This window comes from Terrabacter sp. 01T434 (genome assembly GCF_056398545.1).
In genome coordinates, this window is record NZ_JBFTPP010000004.1 from 106481 (window position 1) to 124271 (window position 17791).

The window sequence follows — 17791 nt, forward strand, 5'->3', positions numbered from 1 at the left end:
GCGCGTCCCGAGGGTCCGGGGCGTCGCTCGAATGATAACGAGCGGCGGTGGCCGGACTGCCGAGCGGTAGGTTGGCGCCCATGACGACAGCGACGTCGGGGACGACCTCCCCGTTGACCTCACCCCTGCACGACCGCCACGTCGCCCTCGGCGCCAAGATGGCCGACTTCGGCGGCTGGGACATGCCGATCGAGTACCCCGGCGGTGGCGTCGTCGCCGAGCACACCGCGGTGCGTGAGCGCGTCGGCGTCTTCGACGTGAGCCACCTCGGCAAGGCCTCGGTGACCGGCCCGGGCGCCGCCGACTTCGTCAACGCCTGCCTGACCAACGACGTGCGGCGCATCCAGCCCGGGTCGGCGCAGTACACGCTGTGCTGCGACGAGTCGGGCGGCGTCGTCGACGACCTCATCGTCTACCTCAAGTCCGACGACGACGTCTTCCTCATCCCGAACGCCGCCAACACCGCCGAGGTCGTCCGCCGCCTGCAGGCCGCCGCGCCCGAGGGCATCACGGTCACGAACCGGCACCGCGACTACGGCGTCATCGCCGTCCAGGGCACGAAGAGCGACGAGGTGCTCGAGTCGCTCGGCCTGCCGACGGGCCACGACTACATGTCGTTCGTGGAGGCGGACTGGCAGGGCGTCCCCGTCATCGTGTGCCGCACCGGCTACACGGGGGAGCGCGGCTACGAGCTCGTCCCGCGCTGGGACGACGCCCCGGCCCTCTGGGACGCCCTCGTCGAGGCCGTGGCACGCTTCGACGGCAAGCCGTGCGGGCTCGGGGCCCGCGACACGCTGCGCACCGAGATGGGCTACCCGCTCCACGGCCAGGACCTCTCGCTGCAGATCTCGCCTGTGCAGGCCCGCGCCGGCTGGGCCGTCGGCTGGAAGAAGGAGACCTTCTGGGGCAAGCAGGCGCTAGAGGCGGAGCGAGCCAACCCGACGCGCCTCATGCGTGGCCTGCTCGTGACCGGTCGCGGCATCCCGCGCGCGCACTGCACCGTGTCGTTCCAGGGCTCCGCGGCGGGCGAGGTCACCTCGGGCACGTTCTCGCCCACCCTCAAGCAGGGCATCGCGCTCGCGCTCCTCAACCCCGAGATCGCCGACGGCGAGACCGTGTCGATCGACGTGCGCGGTCGCGCCCTCGAGGCGACGGTCGTCAAGCCGCCCTTCGTCCAGGTGCAGGTCCGCGAGGGCTGACCCCGTGCCCTCGGTGGCGTATGCCGGGTGGTGCCCTGACGCTGCCACCCGCCAACCGTCGAGAGGCCACGTGTGGCCGCCTGCCAACCGTCGAGAGGCCACGTGTGGCCGCCTGCCAACCGTCGAGAGGCCACGTGTGGCCGCCTGCCAACCGTCGAGAGGCCACGTGTGGCCGCCTGCCAACCGTCGAGAGGCCACGTGTGGCCGCCTAGCAACCGTCGAGAGGCCATCAGCGGCCGGCCATTATTGGCCTCTCGACCGGGGCGGGGCGGCAACAGCTGGCCTCTCGACGGTTGAGGAGGGGTCGTCAGGGGCGGTGCAGGGCCGTCACGGCGACGGTTGCCGTGACGAGGGCGGTGGCGAGGGCAACCTCGATGGCTGCTCCGAAGACGTCGCCCGTGACGCCGCCGAGGCGCCGCACGGCCTGGCGGCGGACCACCACGGCCGCAGCAGCCGCGGTGAGGACCACGGCGAGGCCGGCCAGCGCCGCCGCCCACCACGCGACACCGGGTCGGGAGAGCCAGGCGTTCACGACGGCGGCGCCGGCTCCGACGGCCACGACCAGCCCCACCAGGCTGGACCTGCCCACGGTGCCCGCCACGCCCTGGCCCAACCCCTCCCGGCGCGCGGACGGTATGCCGTCGCGCGCGCACACGGCGCAGGCGAGACGGCTGGCCACGAGGGCCACGACGGCCAGCGTCGTCCCGGTCGCACTGCCGAGCAGGACGGTCAGGCAGGCGGCGTCGAGCAGGAGGACGAGAACGAGGGCTGCCGCGCCGGCCGGTCCGGTGTCTCCACGCCGCATGACCTGGAGTGACCGCGCCGGGTCATGGCCCGACGTGAGCCCGTCGGCGAGGTCGGCGAGGCCGTCGAGGTGGAGGGCGCGGGAGAGCAGTGCCGTGACGACGAGCGCCAGCACGGCGACGACCCCCGCGGGCGCCCACCCCGTCGTGGACAACGCGCCGAACGCGCTCCAGAGGACCGCCACGGGCGCGCAGGTGAGCGGTGCGAGGAGCATGGCGCGGCCGAGGACCGCTCGGTCGACGCGGCCGGGTGGATCGACCGGAAACGCCGTGAACGTGCCGACCGCGAGCCGCCAGGCGTCACGCATCGAGGGTCCTGGGCCTCGGCTCCCGGGGCACGACGGGAGCGTCACTGAGGTCGACGACGCGACCCGCGACGACAAGGTGCACCCGAGCGGCCACACCGGCGACGAGGGCGTTGAGCCGGCCCAGCTCGTCCTGGAAGAGCCGTCCGGACGCCGTCGTGGGCACGAGCGACCACCCGACCTCGTTCGTGACGACCACGACGGGAACCGCTGCCGTGCAGAGTGACTCGACGAGCTGGGCGCCCTGACGAGCCACCGCCGCCGATGCGGCTTCGAGGTCGTCCCACCCGGCGTCGTCGACGACGGCGGTCATCCACGTCCCGAGGCAGTCGACGAGCACGGGCCCTCTGGCGCCGGCGATGACGCGCGGCACGTCCACCGTCTCGACGGTCAGCCAGGACTCGGGCCGGCGCCCGCGGTGCGCGTGCACGCGCCGGCTCCACTCCGGGTCGCTCGGGTCGGCCCGGCGCCCGGTCGCCACATAGGTGACGTCGGAGTGGTCCCGGAGCAGGTCCTCGGCGTGCCGGCTCTTGCCGCTGCGGACCGGGCCGGTGACCAGGGTCGTGGTCCGGGCCGCGCCGACGCCGGACGCACCGGTCGCGTCGATCGCGCCGCCGTCTGGTCGCCCGCTCACCGCGGGCGCTCCGCGTCGGGAAGCGACGTGCCAGGGCGGGCCTCCGCGGCGGTCGCCGGCTGGAACACGACGGGGACCCCGAAGGCTGCTCGGCGGGCGCCGCGCCGGAAGACCCGCAGCAGCGCCGGGCCTGCGACCACGACGAGCACGGCGTTGAGCACGCCGCGGGGCAGGTCCCAGCCGAGGGACGTCGCGAGGTAGAAGAGGCCGTAGTGGGCGAGGTTCTCGCTCAGGGGAGCACCGGGGACGAAGCCCATGCCGCTGGGGGAGTTGGCGCCGAGGAACGGCCAGAACCAGAGGTTCATGACGAGCCCGAAGCCCAGTCCGGTCACGAGGGCGTATGCCGCGAGCACCCATCGCTCGGCGCGTCCTCCCGCTCGGGCCGGCAGCACGCCGGCGCCGAGGCCGATGCCGCCGGCGCAGATCATCTGGAACGGCAGCCAGGGACCGACCCCGCCGGTCAGCAGGGCACCGGTCGTGACGGCCAGCGCGCCGGAGACGAAGCCGACCCCGGGACCGAGGACGCGGCCCGCGACGATGACGACGAAGAACATCGGCTCGAGGCCCGCGGTGCCGGCGCTGAGCAGCCGCAGGCCGCCGCCGGCTGCTGCCGCCACCCCGAGGACCGCGATCGTCTTGGCGTCGAGGCGGCCGGCCGTCACCTCGGCGAGACAGACGACTGCGAGCAGCCCGAGGAGGACGGCGAAGAACCACGGCGCGTCGTTGCCGTGGTCGCGGGCGAAGTCCCCTGTCACGAAGAAGGGCCAGGTGAACGCCACGACCCCGACGACACCGACCGCGGCCACCGCCACGACGGCCGGCCACCGCAGCGGGATCACCCGACGGCCGGTCATGCGATCCTCGCGAGCGCACCGGCGACCTCGGCGACGGTGAGCCAGGTCTGGGGGAGCAGCACCTTGGTCACCTGCGGCGCGAACGCGGGCGACGACGCGAGGACGTCGCGGGCGGGCCCGTCGGTGACGACCTCGCCGTCGGCGAGGATGACGACGCGATCGGCGACCTCGGCCGCCAGCTCGACGTCATGGGTGGCGAGGAGCACCGTCGTGCCCTGGGCCGCGAGTCCGGTGAGCACCTCGCCGAGACGCTTCTTGGCGCCGTAGTCGAGGCCACGCGTGGGCTCGTCGAGCAGGAGCACCTCGGGCGACCCGGCGAGGATGACGGCGAGCGCGAGCTCGAGCCGCTGCCCCTCGGACAGGTCCCGTGGATGAACGGTGGGGTCGATCCCGCCGGAGATGCGGTCGAGCAGGGCGCGAGCCGTGCCGGCTGCCGCCGCGAAGTCCTCGTCGGCCGCTGCGCACTCTGCCGCGACCGAGTCGGCGTAGAGGAGCAGTTCCGGCTGCTGGGGCACGAGCCCGACGGTGCGCACCCGCTCCCGCGGCGGGCGGGCGTGCGGGTCGAGGCCCTGGGCCCCGACCCGCACTCGCCCGCCGACGAGCCGGTGCTGTGCCGCGATGGCACCGAGCAGGGTCGACTTGCCGGCGCCGTTGCGGCCCATCAACGTCGTCACCGACCCGCGGGCCACGTCGAGGTCGACACCGTCGAGCACGACCCGGCCACCCCGCGAGACCCGGACGCCGGAGAGCTGCACGGCGTCGCCGGGGCCGATGACGCGCAGGTCGGCCGCGGGGCGCGGCGTGCTGGCGCCGAGGGCATCGCGCAGGCCGGCCGCCTTGCGGCGGGCGTCACGGATCGACAGGGGGGTGGGCGACCATCCGACGAGGCGCGAGAGCCCCACGACGGGAGGGTAGATCTGCGAGCGCAGCATCGCCTCGGCGGGGTCGAGCAGATCGGACACGTGCCCGTCGTCGACGAGGACCACGCGGTCGGCGTGATGGACGACCCGCTCGAGCCGGTGCTCGGCCAGCACGACCGTGACCCCGAGGTCGTGCACGATGCGATGGAGCGAGGCCAGGACCTCTTCTGCGGCAACGGGGTCCAGCGCCGATGTCGGCTCGTCGAGCACGAGCACCCGGGGTCCTGCGGCGAAGAGGGCGGCGATCGCGACACGCTGCTGCTGGCCACCCGAGAGGGTGCGCAGCGACCGTGCGCGCAGCGGCGTGAGGCCGAAGAGGTCGAGCGTCTCCTCGACGCGGCGGCGGATCGTCGTCGAGTCCAGGCCCATCGTCTCCATGCCGTAGGCGACCTCGTCCTCGACGACGTCCGTGACGAACGTCGACGACGGGTTCTGCTCGACGAGCCCGACCACGGTCGCGAGGTCGCGCGGGCGGTGCTCGGCGGTGTCGAGCCCGTCGACGGTGACCCGGCCCGTCAGCGTGCCGCCGCTGAAGTGCGGCACGAGCCCGTTGATGGTGCGCAGCAGGGTCGACTTGCCGCTGCCCGTGGGACCGACGACGAGGACGAGCTCGCCCTCGGGTACCGCGAGCGTGACGTCATGGAGGCTGGGGGCGGGGGCGCCGGCATACTGCACCGACACGTGCTCGAAGGTGATCACGAGGCGACCTCCCGGGGACGGGGTGTGAACCAGGCGGGCGACGCGGCGACGAGGGCGGCGAGCACCGCGAGCAGGGGGACGGCAGGCAGCTCGGCCCGCTGGCTGGGGACGAGGCCCTCCCAGCCGCGCGCCGAGGCGACGACGAGGACGGCGGCCGGCACGGCGCCGACGACGACCGTCATGGTCTCGGTCCACGTCCACCGGTCGCGGCGGTGACCCGACCGCGGGTCGCGCGAGGCGCCGACGACCAGGCTCGAGCCGGCGAGAAGGGCCCCGAGCACGAGCACCGGTAGCCCGAGCACGCCGCCGGCCGACGAGTCGAGCAGGCCGTAGAGGCCAGCGAGGACGCCGACGAGGCCGGCGAGCGCGAGCCCCGTGGCGGCCCTCCGGCTCGTCGTGGTCGAGCGGACCGCGCGGCCGTAGCCCCGCGACTCCATCGACGCGGCCAGTCCCAGCGACCGCTCGAACGCGGTCTCGACCACGGGCACCGTGAGACGGGCCATCTCGCGCAGCCCCCGACCGTCGCGGCCGCGGAGCGTGCGAGCGGCCCGCACGTCCCGGGCGTCGGTCAGCAGCTGAGGGGCGAACGTGAGTCCGACCACGACGGCCGTCCCCACGTCGTAGAGCGTGGCGGGCAGGTAGCGCAGCAGCCGACGCGGGCTCGCGAGCGCGTTGGCCGCACCGAGGCAGGCGAGGACCGCGGCGAGGCGCAGGGCGTCGTAGGCGGCATACAGCAGCGACTCGAGCGTCACGGTGCCACCGATGCGGATGCTCGCGGCCCAGTCGGGCAGCGGCACGCTCGGCAGCGTCACGACGACCGTCTCACCGACGATCCCGTTGCCGAGCAGCGCGGTCATGACGATGCGGAAGGCGACGAGAACGGCGCCGATGACGAGGAAGGCCGGCAGCGGGTTGACCGTCGCCGGGTCATGGCGTTCGCTGACGACGAGGACGCAGACGCCGATGACGAGGAGCAGCAGCACCGGGTTGGTCGTGCGCGATGCCGCCGTGGCCAGCCCCACACCCCACAGCCACCAGGCTGCGGGGTGCTGGAGGCGGGCCTTGAGCGGGAGCCGCGTCACGGTGGTCGGGGCTCCTCAGCCGTCCTGCCGGGCGCGCGAACGCGAGCGCACGAGCAGGTAGGCGATGAGGGCGAGCAGGACGAGGCCCGCGATGACGTATGCCGCCACGCTGCCACCCGACGTGCCCGAGGTCTGCGCTGCGGCGACGTCGGTCCCCGTGGCCGGGGTCGTCGCGGACGCGGAGGGGGTGGCTGTCGGCGCGGCGACGGTCACCGGCTGGTCGGCGGCCTTCGCCTCCGGGCTGACCTCCTTGACGGCGCCGCCGCAGTCGCTCGTCGGGTAGCCGGCGACGCCGCAGACCAGTCCCTTCTCGGTGCGGACGTCACCGGCCGTGGCCAGCACGGCCGCGCTCGTGGCGTCCGTGGCGACGACGGCACACAGGGCCTTCGGCTCGGGCGGGGTCGCGCCGTCGGCGGAATCCGCCGGGCGCCCGAAGTCGACGACGAGACCGACGCGCTTCTTGCCGGCCTCGGCAGGGGTCGATCCGCAGACCTGGTCGAAGGTGAGGACGGCGCGGGGGTAGCGGGTGGACGACTCATCCGCGACGGCGAAACGCCAGCCGTCGACGGCGCCGTCCTTGGGGACCGTCTGGTCCGGGCCCTTCTGCGCGTAGGCCCAGGTGCCGCCGGTGAGCTGGTAGAAGCCCCAGTAGCGGTAGGCAGCGGCGTGAGCCGGGGCGAGGGTCAGGGCGGACAGGCAGGCCGCGACGACGGCGGCGAGCACGACCCGAACGGGTGCGCGACTGGGGGAGCGACGAACGTGGGACATGGTTTCCTCCTCGCGGTGGGACACCATGTCGGGTCGCTGGCTGGAGCCGGCCCGGCGGGGTGACTCCGGTCCGCATTCCACGACAGACTGACAAAAGGAGCCGGGAGGACGCGGGTTTTCCGACTGGTCACCCACGCCGGCTGGCGGCGGAGGTGGTGTCACGGTTGCGGGTCAGCGCCGGAGTCACACCGGCTTGCCCCATCGTCCTTCGGTAGGCGAACCGTCGCACGCGGGGTTGCCGCCCGTCAAACGGGCCGCCGTCTAGGGTGTCGGCATGAGCGCTGACTGGTCCTGGCTGTTCCTCGACGCCCACGGCAACCCGATGGAGGGGGAGGGCCTGGCCACGACCGGCTTCCCCACCCAGAGCGACGCCGAGAGCTACCTCGGCGAGTCGTGGCGCGAGCTGCTCGACGCGGGCGTCGAGGCGGTCACGCTGCGCGAGCACGACGCCGTCGTCTACGGCCCGATGAGCCTGCGGGCGGCGGAGTGAGCGCGCCCTCGGGCGGTCGCGGCTCGTCCGACCCGGTCCTGTCGCCCGGGCTCGAGCAGGACCTGCTGGCCCGGGTCGTCACGGCCCAACGGTCGTGGCGCTCGCCCGGGGTCAGCGTCGGCGTCGTGCGCGACGGACACCTCGCCTGGTCGGCGCACGTCGGCTCGGCCCGCCTCGGAGTCGACGCCACGCCGGCGACCGACGACACCCAGTTCATGATCGGCTCGGTGACGAAGACGTTCACGGCGCTCGCGGTCATGTCGCTGCGTGACGAAGGACTGCTCTCGCTCGACGACACGCTCGAGACGTACCTCCCGGCCACCAAGCATGCGCGAGTTCCGTTGCGACAGATGCTCGCCCACGCCTCTGGCCTCCAGCGCGAGCCCGTCGGCAACATCTGGGAGACCTTGGTGGCACCTGAGCGCGAGGAGTTCCTCGCCGGTGTCGAGGACGCCGAGCAGGTGCTCCCGGCCCACCACGTCTTCCACTACTCGAACCTCGCCTACGCCCTGCTCGGCCAGGTCGTCGAGCGTGTGACCGGCCAGGACTGGGAGCGGGTCGTCCGCGAGCGCGTCCTGGACCCGCTCGGGATGACGCGCACCGGGCTGGCACCCGCCGACGACCGCGCCGTGGGCTACCAGGTCGACCCCTACGCCGGGACCGCGAGCGAGGAACCACTCTTCAGCCTCGGCGCGACGGCCCCGGTCGGCGGGCTGTGGTCGACGGTGGCCGACCTGGCGCGCTACGCCGCCTACGTGGCACGCCCCGATGCCCGCGTCGTCCGGCCCGAGACCGTCGAGGAGATGTGCCGGCCCATCATCATGACCGACGTCGACAGCTGGAGCGGCGCCTACGGGCTCGGCTTCGGCATGGGCCGCCGCGGTGACCGGGTCTACATCGGGCACGGCGGCGCGATGCCGGGCTTCCTGACGGGCCTGCGGGTGCGTCGTACGGACGGCGTCGGCGCCGTCGTCTTCGCCAACGCCACGTCCGGGGCGCTGACGCTCGCCCTTGCCACCGACCTCGTCGAGGCCGTGGTCGACGCCGAGCCGTCCCTGCCCGCCCCGTGGACACCCGAGACCGAGCAGCCGGGCCTCACCGAGCTGCTCGGCCTGTGGTGGTCCGAGGGGTCGCCGATCACGTTCTTCGTCCGGGACGGCGCGCTGTGGTCGCGGCTCGCCGACGACGAGCCGCTCTCCGAGACGCGGTATGCCGCTGAAGGCACGGACCGCTTCCGGGCGGCCGCGGGCCGGGAGCGCGGGGAGCTCCTCGAGGTCGTGCGCGCGACGGACGGGTCGGTCGACAAGCTCTACTTCGCGACGTATGCCGTCACGCGGGCGCCGCTCGCGTTCGCCGAGCTGCAGCACTGACGGTCTGGGAGACCGCGGGACCGGGCAGGGGTGTGGCTCAGGCCGGGTGCTCGCCGCGGCCGACCTGCGGCTTCGGCATGCGGGTGCGGCGCATCTGGAAGGCGCGCATGATGGCGTACCACGCGTCACCCTTCTGGGCCCCGCCGAACTTGTCCTCGACCTTGCGACGCGTGCGGCGCCACATCAGCAGGGCGTCGACGATGGCCACGAGGATCAGGCCGTAGACGAGCACGAAGACGAGCAGCAGGGCCCAGTTCGTGCGGACGAAACTGAGCAGCAGCACGATGAGCATGATCGGAAGCATGAACTCGCCGATGTTCCAGCGGGCGTCGACCGTGTCGCGGATGAAGCGGCGGCGGGGACCCTTGTCGCGGACCGGGAGGTACCTCTCGTCCCCGGTCGCCATGCCGGCCCGCTGCTTGGCCATCGCCTCACGGCGGGCCGCCTTGTCCTGGGCGCCGGCCGCCTTGCGGTCGGTGACGATGAGCGGACGCTTGTTGAGGGCCTCCTGCTCGCGCCGCTTCGGGGTGGGGCGGTTCTTCGCACCGGGGCGCGCCGACTCGTCCGTCGTCGTCGGGGCGAGCTCGTCGTTGAGGGTCTTCTTGCGTCCGAACACGAAGACACTCTAAGCCGAACCCGGCCCGAGCCCTGCATCGCGCCCGAGGGCTACTTGATGACGAGCGTGCCCTTCTCGCCCGCCGCATAGTGTCCCGGGAAGGTGCACAGGTACGTGTAGGTGCCCGGTGCGGCGGTGAAGGTGATCGTGTTGCTCTGCCCGCCCTCGATGAGTCGGGTGTGCGCGACGATGGCCGGGTCGTCGACGTTCAACCAGTCCTTGTCGTCACCGGCCGCCTTGCTGCTGGCGATCACCTCGGCCTCCTGGCCGGGCTTGACCAGCACCCAGTTGTGGCCGACCTCGTCCTTGGAGTCCGTGTGGTTGACGAACTTCAGCTTGATCTTGGAGCCCGCAGGCTCTGCGAGCGTCACCTTGTCGTAGTGGAACTCCTTGGCTCCGCTCGCAGAGCCGACCTCCACCGTGACCGTGCCTGCGGTGACCGGCTTGGTGGCACCCGGGTCCTGCGTCGCCGTGCCGACCTCGTCCGGGTCCGGACGGGTCGACGTCATCGAGGACGCGACTGTCGCGGTCCCGCCCGTCGAGGCCGCGGAGGGCGCTGCCGCCGGGTCCGCGGCTCCGCTGCAGGCCGTCAGCAGGACGCTGCAGGCCGCGATGCCCGTCATCAGTTGAAGTCGTCGTCGCGTCAGACTCGAACAGCTTGCAGTGGGCATCTGGGCTTCCTCTCCTTGGAAGGGCCGATGGAAACAGCGGCCTGCGCACGTCAGCGGAGTCAGCTCTCGTCCTGAGGCGCCTGGTCCTTGGCCCGTCGGCGGCGCACGATCGGGACGAGGGCAATCGCCATCAGGGCGACCGGTGTGCCGATCGCCACGGGGAGCACGCCCCCCGGGTTGCTCTTGGCGAAGGACTTCACGGTCAGGTGGATGCCAGAGCTGGAGACGGGTTGCGAGGTCGCGTTCGGGCCGGTGGGCTGGGGAAGGACGGTCATGTACACCATGTAGTCGCCCTCGAGAATCGCCTCGACCGTCCACGTCAGCTCACTGGTCTCACCCGGAGCCAGTGAGGCGACCTGCTGGGTCCGCTCCGGTGACCAGTCCTCAGGGTCGACCGGCTCACCCTTCCCGGTCTTCACGATGTTCATCGCGACGTTCATCGGCGGTGACGCTGCCGCACCCGCGTTCGTCACGACCGTGGTGAACTCCACCTCGTCGCCCGCACTGACCGTCTTGTATTCCAGGTCGACCGAGATCTGCAGCCCATGCACGGGAGCCGTGGCCACCGCCGCCTGTGCCCGCGTTGCCGGCGTCGCCACCAGGGCCAGCGTGGCACCGGCGACGAGAAGGACGCTCGCCACCCGCCCCGGTCTCGGGAGCCTGGACCGTGAGGCGTCACGGTCCAGGCGAAGCCGGGGCGCGGCATACAGGAAGAGCACGGCCACCACGCCGACGGCGGCGAAGATCGCGGCCAGCATGTAGGGCATCTTCTCCGCGACGGTCCGGTTGTTGACGAGCACCTTCTCCAGGAACTCGCTCGAGGCCTGGAGGGGGTTGAACTGCTGGATGAGGTAGCCCAGGTCACCCTTCTGGGCGCTGCCGGGCCACTGGGTCGGGATGAGGAAGACCAGGTAGACGACCAGGCTGGCAAACAGGCTGGCCCGGTTCGACTTGGCCCAGATGCTGACGAGCATCCCGAATCCCGTGAACGCGATGGCGAGGAGGCCACCGAGCAGGGCCCCGAGGAGCAGCCCCTCCTGCACGACGTTGTCCCCGTGTGCGAGGACGACGACGTACGGGATCGTCAGCAGGAACGTCACCGGCCACGGGGACATGGCGGCGAGGAACTTCCCGAACACGATCTGTCGCGGTTTCGCCGGAGTCAGCAGCAGCGGCTCCAGGGTCGCGCGCTCCCGTTCACCGCTGATGCTGTCCGCCCCGATGACCATCCCGACGAAGAGCCCGAAGGAGATGCCGCTGAGGATCGTCAGGAACGCCATCTCCACCGGCGGGATCAGGCTCAGGCTGCTCTCCAGCTCTCGAAGGGCCGAGGTCACGGACATCACGAGACTGAAGAGGATCAGCAGCAGCAGCACCCGCCCACCGGTCCACAGGTCGATGAACTCCCGTCTGAACACCAACCACCACACCGGCGCGGAGACCCCGTGGCGCTCCGCCACCTCGACCCGCTCACTGCGCTGCTGCTGTGCGACGCTCATGACAATGCCTCTCTGGCTGGTCCCTGATGCGTGTTCGTCGACCGAGACGCCGGCCGTGTCACTCCGCCGCGAGACGCACGCGCGGCGCAGAGTAGAGGAAGAGCACCCCGGTGATGAGGGCGGTCATCACGGCCGGGGCGACGAAGTAGACCCATGCCTCGCCGAGCGACCTGCCCTCGTCGACCACCTTGGTCAGCAGCTGGCTCGCGGACTCCAGGGGATCGATGGCCGACACGAGAACGCCACCGGATGAGTTGAGGAACTCCGTGGGGAGCTGTGCGGGGATGAGCAGGCCGGCATACACGAGCAGGCACACGAAGAGGCTGATCCTGCTGGAGTCGGACCAGATGCTCACGAGCATGCCGAACCCCACGAACGCGACGGCCAGCAGGCTGCCCAGCAACCCGCCCCAGAAGAGGGCGGTCCACACCACAGGGTCGCCGTGCGACAGGGTCGCCACGTAGGGCACCGACAGGAGGAACGCTGCCGGCCAGGCGGAGAGCGCTGCGAGGAACTTGCCCAGCACGATCTGCCGGTGGCCCGTCGGCGTGAGGAGCAGCGGTTCCAGCGTGGCCCGTTCCCGCTCGCCACTGATGCTCTCCGCGCCGATGACGAGACCGATGAACAGTCCGAAGGTGATGGTCGACGTGACTGCAACCACGACCGACGCCTTCATGGTGACCAGCTTCAGGTCGTTGTTCGTGGCCAGCAGATAGGCCGTGACCGACATCAGGATCGCGTAGAGCGTGAGGAATCTGAGGACGCGTCCACTCGCCCACATCTCCGAGGACTCCTGCTTGAAGATCAGCCACCACGGAGGGCTGCTCCGACCCGGCGGGGCCACGCTCCCGCTGCCGGGACGGCGGAGGTCCTGGCTCATCGGATCGCCTCTGCGGTCAGCCGGAGGAACACGTCCTCCAGCCGCCCCCCACCGGTGTCGAAGCCCAGGATGGGCACGTCCGCGCGGATGAGCGTCTCGAGAAGGTCGTTCCTGACCTGCGACTCCGTCGGATCGGACCCGTTGGAGGCATGGAGCTTCACGTCCAGCCACCCGGGCGACTCCTCGGCGAGCACTGCGCTCTCGACGCCGGGTAGCACCGCCAGGAGCGCCTGGGCGTTGGCGAGCGACGCGGGCGGGACACGGAGTCGCACGACGTGGTCGAGCTCCGGATGGGACTGCCCGACGACCTCGGCAACGGTGCCCTTGGCGACGACGACCCCGGCGTTCATGATCACGACGTCGTCGCAGACACCCTCGATCTCCGACAGGAGGTGGCTGCTGAGCACGACCCCCTTGTTCCGCTCCCTGGCAATCCTCTGCACCAGCCTCAGCAGCTCCCGCTGACCACGCGGGTCCAGCCCCAGGGTCGGTTCGTCGAGGAAGACGACGGCCGGGTCGTTGACGAGTGCCCGTGCGATGCCGAGCCGCTGCCGCATGCCGTGGCTGAAGGAGCCGATGCTCGAGTCCGCCCGGTTCTGCAGGCCCACGTCCTCGAGCAGGTTCGAGGCGATGCGTCGGGCCCCGACGGCCGGCCGGCCGTAGAGCTGTGCGAAGTAGGTCAGGTACCCGTGCGCTGTCATCTGCTTGGGGAATCCCAGCCCTTCGGGCAGGACGCCGATTCGGCGACGGATCGCCACCGGATGCTCCGAGCTGATGCCGTCGACGACGAAGCGACCGGATGACGGCCGGAGGATCGTGGTGAGGATCCGGATCGAGGTGGTCTTGCCGGCGCCGTTGGGACCCAGGAACCCGAGGACCCTGCCGGCGTTGAGTGAGAAGGTGAGGCCCTTCAGGGCCACTCTGTCTCCGTAGGTCTTTCGCAGATCCTCGGCCGCAAGTATCTCGGCCTGGCCCATCGCTCGCGAGTCCGGGACGTGGTTCATCCTGCCGACCTCCTGTCGGTGTGCACTGCGGCTGGGCGTCGTCGATCGAGTGCCTGCGACGGGCCGTCTGTAGCGCGGCCATCCACAAGCACACACCTCGGGGCTGAGGCCACGACGACGCTCATACAACCAACCCCTGTAGTCGGCACCTGAGATTCACCTGAGAATCAGGGTATTCCTGTGGATGCGCCGACGAATCCAGAAGGCGCAGAGTCACGTTCACCCCGGTTTGGGCAGCTCGGCCCACGTCGGCGAGCACCGCGAGAACTCACTGGCCGTTGCCGGCCGTCACCGCAGCGGGACGAACAGGTACGGCCCGTGCTGGGTTGTCCGAGCCGCACCGGCCTCGAGGACCACGCGGGTCATCCGCCCGCGCACCGGGATCACCATGACCCCCTCGGGGGTCAGCTGGTCGACGAGGGTCTGCGGCAGCGTCTTGGCGTTGGCCGAGACGAGGATCCGGTCCCACGGCCCCTCTGCGGGCGCGCCGAGGACGCCCCGCTCGGCGACGCGGATCGAGGCATGGGGTGCACCGGCGCGGGAGAGGTTCTCGGCGCCCCAGGCGGCGAGCTCGGGCTCCAGCTCGATCCCTAGCACCGTGCCCGTCGGGCCGACGAGATGACCGAGCAGGGCCGTCGTCCATCCAGATCCGGAGCCGACGTCGAGCACGCGCTGGCCCGGCCGGACGTCGAGCAGAGTGAGCATGGTTGCGACGGTACGTGGTTGGGAGTTGGTCTGGCCGTGGCCGATGGGGATCGGGCCGTCGAAGTCCGCACGCCAGCGCTCGGTGCGGGGGAGGAACCCCGCACGAGGCACTGCGGCGAGGGCCGCGCGCACCGCGTCGTCCATGTCTCCAGCCAAGCACGCGACGGTCCCGACGTCAGTGTCACGCGCCAGCCCGGGGAGTCGTCCTCAGGGAGTGCGGCGGGCGATGACGTGCAGGAGGGTGCCGAGCGCGCGGTACGGGTCGGTCATGCCGAGCCGTTGCTCGACCTCCAGCAGGACGTCCAGCTCGGCGCGCTCCGGTGCCGGCTCGTCGACAGGGACGTCGTCGCTGGCGACGCGGATGCCGTACCACGCGAAGATCTCGAGGCCCGCAGCCTCGCAGTCCCGCGTGAGCGAGGCGAGGGTGTCGGCACGGGCGTCGACGCCGATCTCGTTGTGGTAGCGGGGATCTCGGCCCTCATCGCCCGCGAGCTGCACCTCGTCGAGCATCGCCAGGGCGGCCGCCCAGGCGTGACGCCGCGCCGGCCGCCACGCCATGGCGTCACCGTTCCGGGCCACGATCGACACGATGCCGGCCGGCGCCGCACGACGAGCGAGGGCGTCCACCGCGCTCCGGCTGTCAGGGAGATACATCAGCACGCCGTGACACATGACGACGTCGTATGCCGTCGGCCCCGCGACGCCGGCCAGACCGTCGAGGTCGGTGGCCACGAGGTTCACGCGTCGAGCCTCGGCCGGCGTCAGACCGGTGGCAGCCTCCGCGAACGCGGCGCGCATGCGCTCGTCGGGCTCGACGGCCGTGATCGAGTGGCCGAGGCGGGCCAGCCTGAGCGCCTGCGTGCCCTGGCCCGCGCCGACGTCGAGGACGCGAAGCCGTCCACTCGGCAGGTGCGTGGCCAGCTGGCGGGTGACCATCTCCTGGCGCACGACGTTGCGCAGGTTGCCGAGCCGCTCGAGCCAGGGCCCCTGCCCGGCGACGAAGGTGTTGTCTCCCATCCCACCGAACCTACCCACGGAGGACGACAGTGCGTGGGTAGGGTCGGGCTCGTGACTGACGACGCCCTCACCCCTGACCAGATCCAGCAGATCCGCGACCGCGTGGCCGACCTCATGCCGCAGGTCCGGGCCGACCTCGAGGACCTCGTGCGCATCCCGAGCGTCTCGGCCTCGTCCTTCGACCAGAGCCAGGTGGCCCGCAGCGCCGACGCCGTGGCCGAGCTGCTCCGCCGCGAGGGCCTCGAGGTCGAGGTCGTCGTCGAGGGCGGCCGGCCAGCCGTCATCGGCCACCTCGCAGGTCCCGAGGGCACTCCGACGGTGACGCTCTACGCGCACCACGACGTGCAGCCACCCGGCGACGAAACCGACTGGGACAGCTCGCCCTTCGAGCCCGAGGAGCGAGGTGGGCGCCTCTACGGACGTGGTGCCGCCGACGACAAGGCGGGAGTCATGGCGCACGTCGCTGCGCTCCGTGCGCACGCCGGCAACCTGCCGGTCGGCGTCACCGTCTTCGTCGAAGGGGAGGAGGAGTCCGGCTCGCCGTCGCTCGGGACCATCCTCGAGAAGCATGGCGACCGGCTGGCCGCCGACGCCATCGTCATCGCCGACTCCGGCAACTGGGACATCGGGACGCCTGCCCTCACGACGACACTTCGCGGCGGCATCCGCGTCGTCGTGAACGTCCAGACCCTCGATCACTCCGTGCACTCCGGCATGTTCGGCGGTGCAGCCCCGGACGCCGTGACCGCGCTCGTGCGCCTGCTCTCCTCGCTCCACGACGCCGACGGCAATGTGGCCGTGGCGGGCCTCGACGCGGGCGAGGCCGCCGACATCGACTACGACGAGAAGCGCTTCCGCGCCGAGTCAGGCCTGCTCGACGGCGTCTCGCTCATCGGGTCCGGGTCGATCCTCAGCCGACTGTGGAACAAGCCCTCGATCACGACCATCGGCATCGACGCGACGCCGATCGACAAGGCGTCGAACACCTTGTCCGCCAAGGCTGCCGCCAAGATCTCGGTCCGTCTCGCACCGACCCAGGACCCGCTCGTGGCCTTCGACCGGGTGCGTGAGCACCTCGAGGCCCACGCCCCGTGGGGGGCGCGCCTCACCGTCGAGCTCGAGGAGCACGGGTCCGGCTTCGCGGCCGACGCCGACGGCCCCGTCTACGACCAGGCGCGTGCGTCGTTCGCCGACGCGTGGGGCGCCGAACCGGTCGACATGGGCGTCGGTGGCTCGATCCCGTTCATCTCCGACTTCTCGGCGCGGTTCCCGAACGCGTCGATCATCGTCACGGGCGTCGAGGACCCTGACACGCGTGCGCACGGCGCCAACGAGTCGCTGCATCTCGCGGAGTTCGAGAAGGTCTGTGTGGCCGAGGCGGTCTTCCTCGCCCGCCTGGGAGCGCTGCCCAGAGGCTGACGCGCGTCGCCACCGGCCCGGCCCGCCTCGTCAGGAGGCGGGCTTGCCGGCGCCGCGGTAGCGCTGCTCGCGCAGCTCGAGGGCGTACGCGTCGACGTCGGGCATCCCGAGGTCGTGGGCCGCGGCGACCTCGGCCTCGATGTCGTAGGGCACGCGGACGAAGTTGACCGAGAAGCTCTGCGGCACAAGGGAGTCGCTCACGCCCTCGAGGATGCAGTAGGGCGCGGTGGGTCCGTCGAGGTGGTTGCCGACGGCTCCGGCGTTGAAGAGCAGCAGCCCTTCGTCGGCTTCGAGGTAGGCGCCGTGGATGTCGCCGTAGCCGACGACGTCGGGTGTCGTGCTCTCGGGCCACGCGTCGGACGGGTGACCGGGCAGGGCCGGGGCCCAGGGACCGGTGAAGTCGGAGTTGGTGAACATGCCGCGGAACTCGTCCATCGTGTGCTGCCAGCGCACCCGCACGAACTCGCTCGTCTGCGACGCGTGGAACAGGCGGATGCGCTTGCCGCTCATGACGAGGTCGTACGCGTTGGGCAGCGACACGAGCCAGGCGGCGTCCTCGTCGGTGAGCTCGTCGCGGGTCCACTGGCCGCCTTCGAAGCGCGGCACGTCGCCGCGTGCGACGAAGCCCTCCCAGTCGCCGATCAGTGAGTCCCAGTTCCCACGGACCGTGACCTCGCACGTGTCACGGGTGCGCTTGATCGCCTCGGCGCCACGGGGGCCCTTGCCGACGACGTCGCCGAGGTTGAGCACCCGGGTGATGCCGCGCGCCTCGATGTCGGCGAGGACCGCCTCGAGGGCCGTGACGTTGCCGTGGACGTCGGAGATGACGGCGATGCGGTCGAGCGGCAGCGCCACG

18 protein-coding genes and 1 riboswitch are annotated in these 17791 nt (G+C 71.8%); of the genes, 4 read left to right on the forward strand and 14 right to left on the reverse strand.

What is annotated here, in order from left to right:
- Positions 1–80: 80 nt before the first annotated feature.
- A complete protein-coding gene (gene gcvT / locus AC1DIW_RS10075; protein WP_442278318.1) occupies positions 81–1199 on the forward strand; it encodes a glycine cleavage system aminomethyltransferase GcvT in 1119 nt (372 codons plus the stop codon).
- A 307-nt stretch (positions 1200–1506) separates the two neighbouring features.
- Here the strand turns inward: gcvT and AC1DIW_RS10080 are convergent, their stop codons facing one another.
- Genes AC1DIW_RS10080 through AC1DIW_RS10105 form a run of 6 tightly spaced genes read right to left on the reverse strand, consistent with a single transcriptional unit; the run spans position 1507 to position 7264 of the window.
- Positions 1507–2310 carry an adenosylcobinamide-GDP ribazoletransferase gene (locus tag AC1DIW_RS10080; protein WP_478107894.1) on the reverse strand — a complete coding sequence of 268 codons (804 nt, stop codon included), beginning with the start codon at positions 2308–2310 and terminating at the stop codon, positions 1507–1509.
- Positions 2303–2941, reverse strand: a complete 639-nt coding sequence (locus tag AC1DIW_RS10085) for a bifunctional adenosylcobinamide kinase/adenosylcobinamide-phosphate guanylyltransferase (protein WP_478107896.1) — start codon at positions 2939–2941, stop codon at positions 2303–2305. Before AC1DIW_RS10085 ends, AC1DIW_RS10080 begins: the two co-directional genes overlap by 8 nt.
- Positions 2938–3795: an ECF transporter S component gene (locus AC1DIW_RS10090; RefSeq protein ID WP_478107897.1), complete on the reverse strand. Its 858-nt coding sequence runs from the start codon at positions 3793–3795 to the stop codon at positions 2938–2940. The genes AC1DIW_RS10085 and AC1DIW_RS10090 overlap by 4 nt, the downstream gene beginning before the upstream one ends.
- Complete coding sequence (locus AC1DIW_RS10095) at positions 3792–5414, reverse strand: ABC transporter ATP-binding protein (RefSeq protein WP_478107899.1); 1623 nt, start codon at positions 5412–5414, stop codon at positions 3792–3794. The genes AC1DIW_RS10090 and AC1DIW_RS10095 overlap by 4 nt, the downstream gene beginning before the upstream one ends.
- A complete protein-coding gene (locus AC1DIW_RS10100; RefSeq protein WP_478107901.1) occupies positions 5411–6496 on the reverse strand; it encodes an energy-coupling factor transporter transmembrane component T in 1086 nt (361 codons plus the stop codon). The genes AC1DIW_RS10095 and AC1DIW_RS10100 overlap by 4 nt, the downstream gene beginning before the upstream one ends.
- 15 nt (positions 6497–6511) lie before the next feature.
- Complete coding sequence (locus AC1DIW_RS10105) at positions 6512–7264, reverse strand: SCO2322 family protein (protein ID WP_478107903.1); 753 nt, start codon at positions 7262–7264, stop codon at positions 6512–6514.
- A 93-nt stretch (positions 7265–7357) separates the two neighbouring features.
- Positions 7358–7504, reverse strand: a riboswitch (cobalamin riboswitch).
- Positions 7505–7538: 34 nt separating this feature from the next.
- Between AC1DIW_RS10105 and AC1DIW_RS10110 the strand changes: the two genes are divergently transcribed.
- The gene (locus AC1DIW_RS10110; RefSeq protein WP_442278311.1) at positions 7539–7754 is read left to right on the forward strand and encodes a hypothetical protein; all 216 of its coding nucleotides are present in this window, start codon (positions 7539–7541) and stop codon (positions 7752–7754) included.
- Positions 7751–9124, forward strand: a complete 1374-nt coding sequence (locus tag AC1DIW_RS10115) for a serine hydrolase domain-containing protein (RefSeq protein WP_478107905.1) — start codon at positions 7751–7753, stop codon at positions 9122–9124. Before AC1DIW_RS10110 ends, AC1DIW_RS10115 begins: the two co-directional genes overlap by 4 nt.
- 37 nt (positions 9125–9161) lie before the next feature.
- On the opposite strand, the gene AC1DIW_RS10120 is transcribed toward AC1DIW_RS10115, so the two are convergent.
- The 7 genes from AC1DIW_RS10120 to AC1DIW_RS10150 form a co-directional block, all read right to left on the reverse strand.
- Positions 9162–9740: a DUF3043 domain-containing protein gene (locus AC1DIW_RS10120; protein WP_442278309.1), complete on the reverse strand. Its 579-nt coding sequence runs from the start codon at positions 9738–9740 to the stop codon at positions 9162–9164.
- Positions 9741–9790: 50 nt separating this feature from the next.
- The gene (locus tag AC1DIW_RS10125; protein ID WP_478107907.1) at positions 9791–10363 is read right to left on the reverse strand and encodes a plastocyanin/azurin family copper-binding protein; all 573 of its coding nucleotides are present in this window, start codon (positions 10361–10363) and stop codon (positions 9791–9793) included.
- A 107-nt stretch (positions 10364–10470) separates the two neighbouring features.
- Positions 10471–11910, reverse strand: coding sequence for an ABC transporter permease subunit (locus AC1DIW_RS10130; RefSeq protein WP_478107909.1), 1440 nt, complete (start codon positions 11908–11910; stop codon positions 10471–10473).
- Between the two features lie 58 nt (positions 11911–11968).
- On the reverse strand, positions 11969–12790 hold the full coding sequence (locus AC1DIW_RS10135) for an ABC transporter permease (RefSeq protein ID WP_478107911.1): 822 nt from the start codon (positions 12788–12790) through the stop codon (positions 11969–11971).
- Positions 12787–13794: an ABC transporter ATP-binding protein gene (locus AC1DIW_RS10140; protein WP_478107913.1), complete on the reverse strand. Its 1008-nt coding sequence runs from the start codon at positions 13792–13794 to the stop codon at positions 12787–12789. Before AC1DIW_RS10140 ends, AC1DIW_RS10135 begins: the two co-directional genes overlap by 4 nt.
- A 288-nt stretch (positions 13795–14082) precedes the next feature.
- Positions 14083–14643, reverse strand: coding sequence for a protein-L-isoaspartate O-methyltransferase family protein (locus tag AC1DIW_RS10145; RefSeq protein ID WP_478107915.1), 561 nt, complete (start codon positions 14641–14643; stop codon positions 14083–14085).
- Between the two features lie 63 nt (positions 14644–14706).
- Entirely contained in the window at positions 14707–15516 is an 810-nt protein-coding gene (locus AC1DIW_RS10150) for a methyltransferase (RefSeq protein ID WP_478107916.1), read from the reverse strand.
- A gap of 51 nt (positions 15517–15567) precedes the next feature.
- Between AC1DIW_RS10150 and AC1DIW_RS10155 the strand changes: the two genes are divergently transcribed.
- The gene (locus AC1DIW_RS10155) at positions 15568–16935 is read left to right on the forward strand and encodes a M20/M25/M40 family metallo-hydrolase (protein ID WP_478107918.1); all 1368 of its coding nucleotides are present in this window, start codon (positions 15568–15570) and stop codon (positions 16933–16935) included.
- A 30-nt stretch (positions 16936–16965) separates the two neighbouring features.
- Here the strand turns inward: AC1DIW_RS10155 and AC1DIW_RS10160 are convergent, their stop codons facing one another.
- Positions 16966–17790, reverse strand: coding sequence for a metallophosphoesterase family protein (locus AC1DIW_RS10160; protein ID WP_478107919.1), 825 nt, complete (start codon positions 17788–17790; stop codon positions 16966–16968).
- Position 17791 lies beyond the last annotated feature (1 nt).

Coding starts and splice junctions, on each gene's coding strand:
- gcvT (WP_442278318.1), top strand. CDS start 81: ATGACGACAGCGACGTCGGGGACGACCTCCCCGTTGACCTCACCCCTG.
- AC1DIW_RS10080 (WP_478107894.1), bottom strand. CDS start 2,310: ATGCGTGACGCCTGGCGGCTCGCGGTCGGCACGTTCACGGCGTTTCCG.
- AC1DIW_RS10090 (WP_478107897.1), bottom strand. CDS start 3,795: ATGACCGGCCGTCGGGTGATCCCGCTGCGGTGGCCGGCCGTCGTGGCG.
- AC1DIW_RS10105 (WP_478107903.1), bottom strand. CDS start 7,264: ATGTCCCACGTTCGTCGCTCCCCCAGTCGCGCACCCGTTCGGGTCGTG.
- AC1DIW_RS10110 (WP_442278311.1), top strand. CDS start 7,539: ATGAGCGCTGACTGGTCCTGGCTGTTCCTCGACGCCCACGGCAACCCG.
- AC1DIW_RS10125 (WP_478107907.1), bottom strand. CDS start 10,363: ATGACGGGCATCGCGGCCTGCAGCGTCCTGCTGACGGCCTGCAGCGGA.
- AC1DIW_RS10130 (WP_478107909.1), bottom strand. CDS start 11,910: ATGAGCGTCGCACAGCAGCAGCGCAGTGAGCGGGTCGAGGTGGCGGAG.
- AC1DIW_RS10135 (WP_478107911.1), bottom strand. CDS start 12,790: ATGAGCCAGGACCTCCGCCGTCCCGGCAGCGGGAGCGTGGCCCCGCCG.
- AC1DIW_RS10140 (WP_478107913.1), bottom strand. CDS start 13,794: ATGAACCACGTCCCGGACTCGCGAGCGATGGGCCAGGCCGAGATACTT.
- AC1DIW_RS10145 (WP_478107915.1), bottom strand. CDS start 14,643: ATGGACGACGCGGTGCGCGCGGCCCTCGCCGCAGTGCCTCGTGCGGGG.
- AC1DIW_RS10150 (WP_478107916.1), bottom strand. CDS start 15,516: ATGGGAGACAACACCTTCGTCGCCGGGCAGGGGCCCTGGCTCGAGCGG.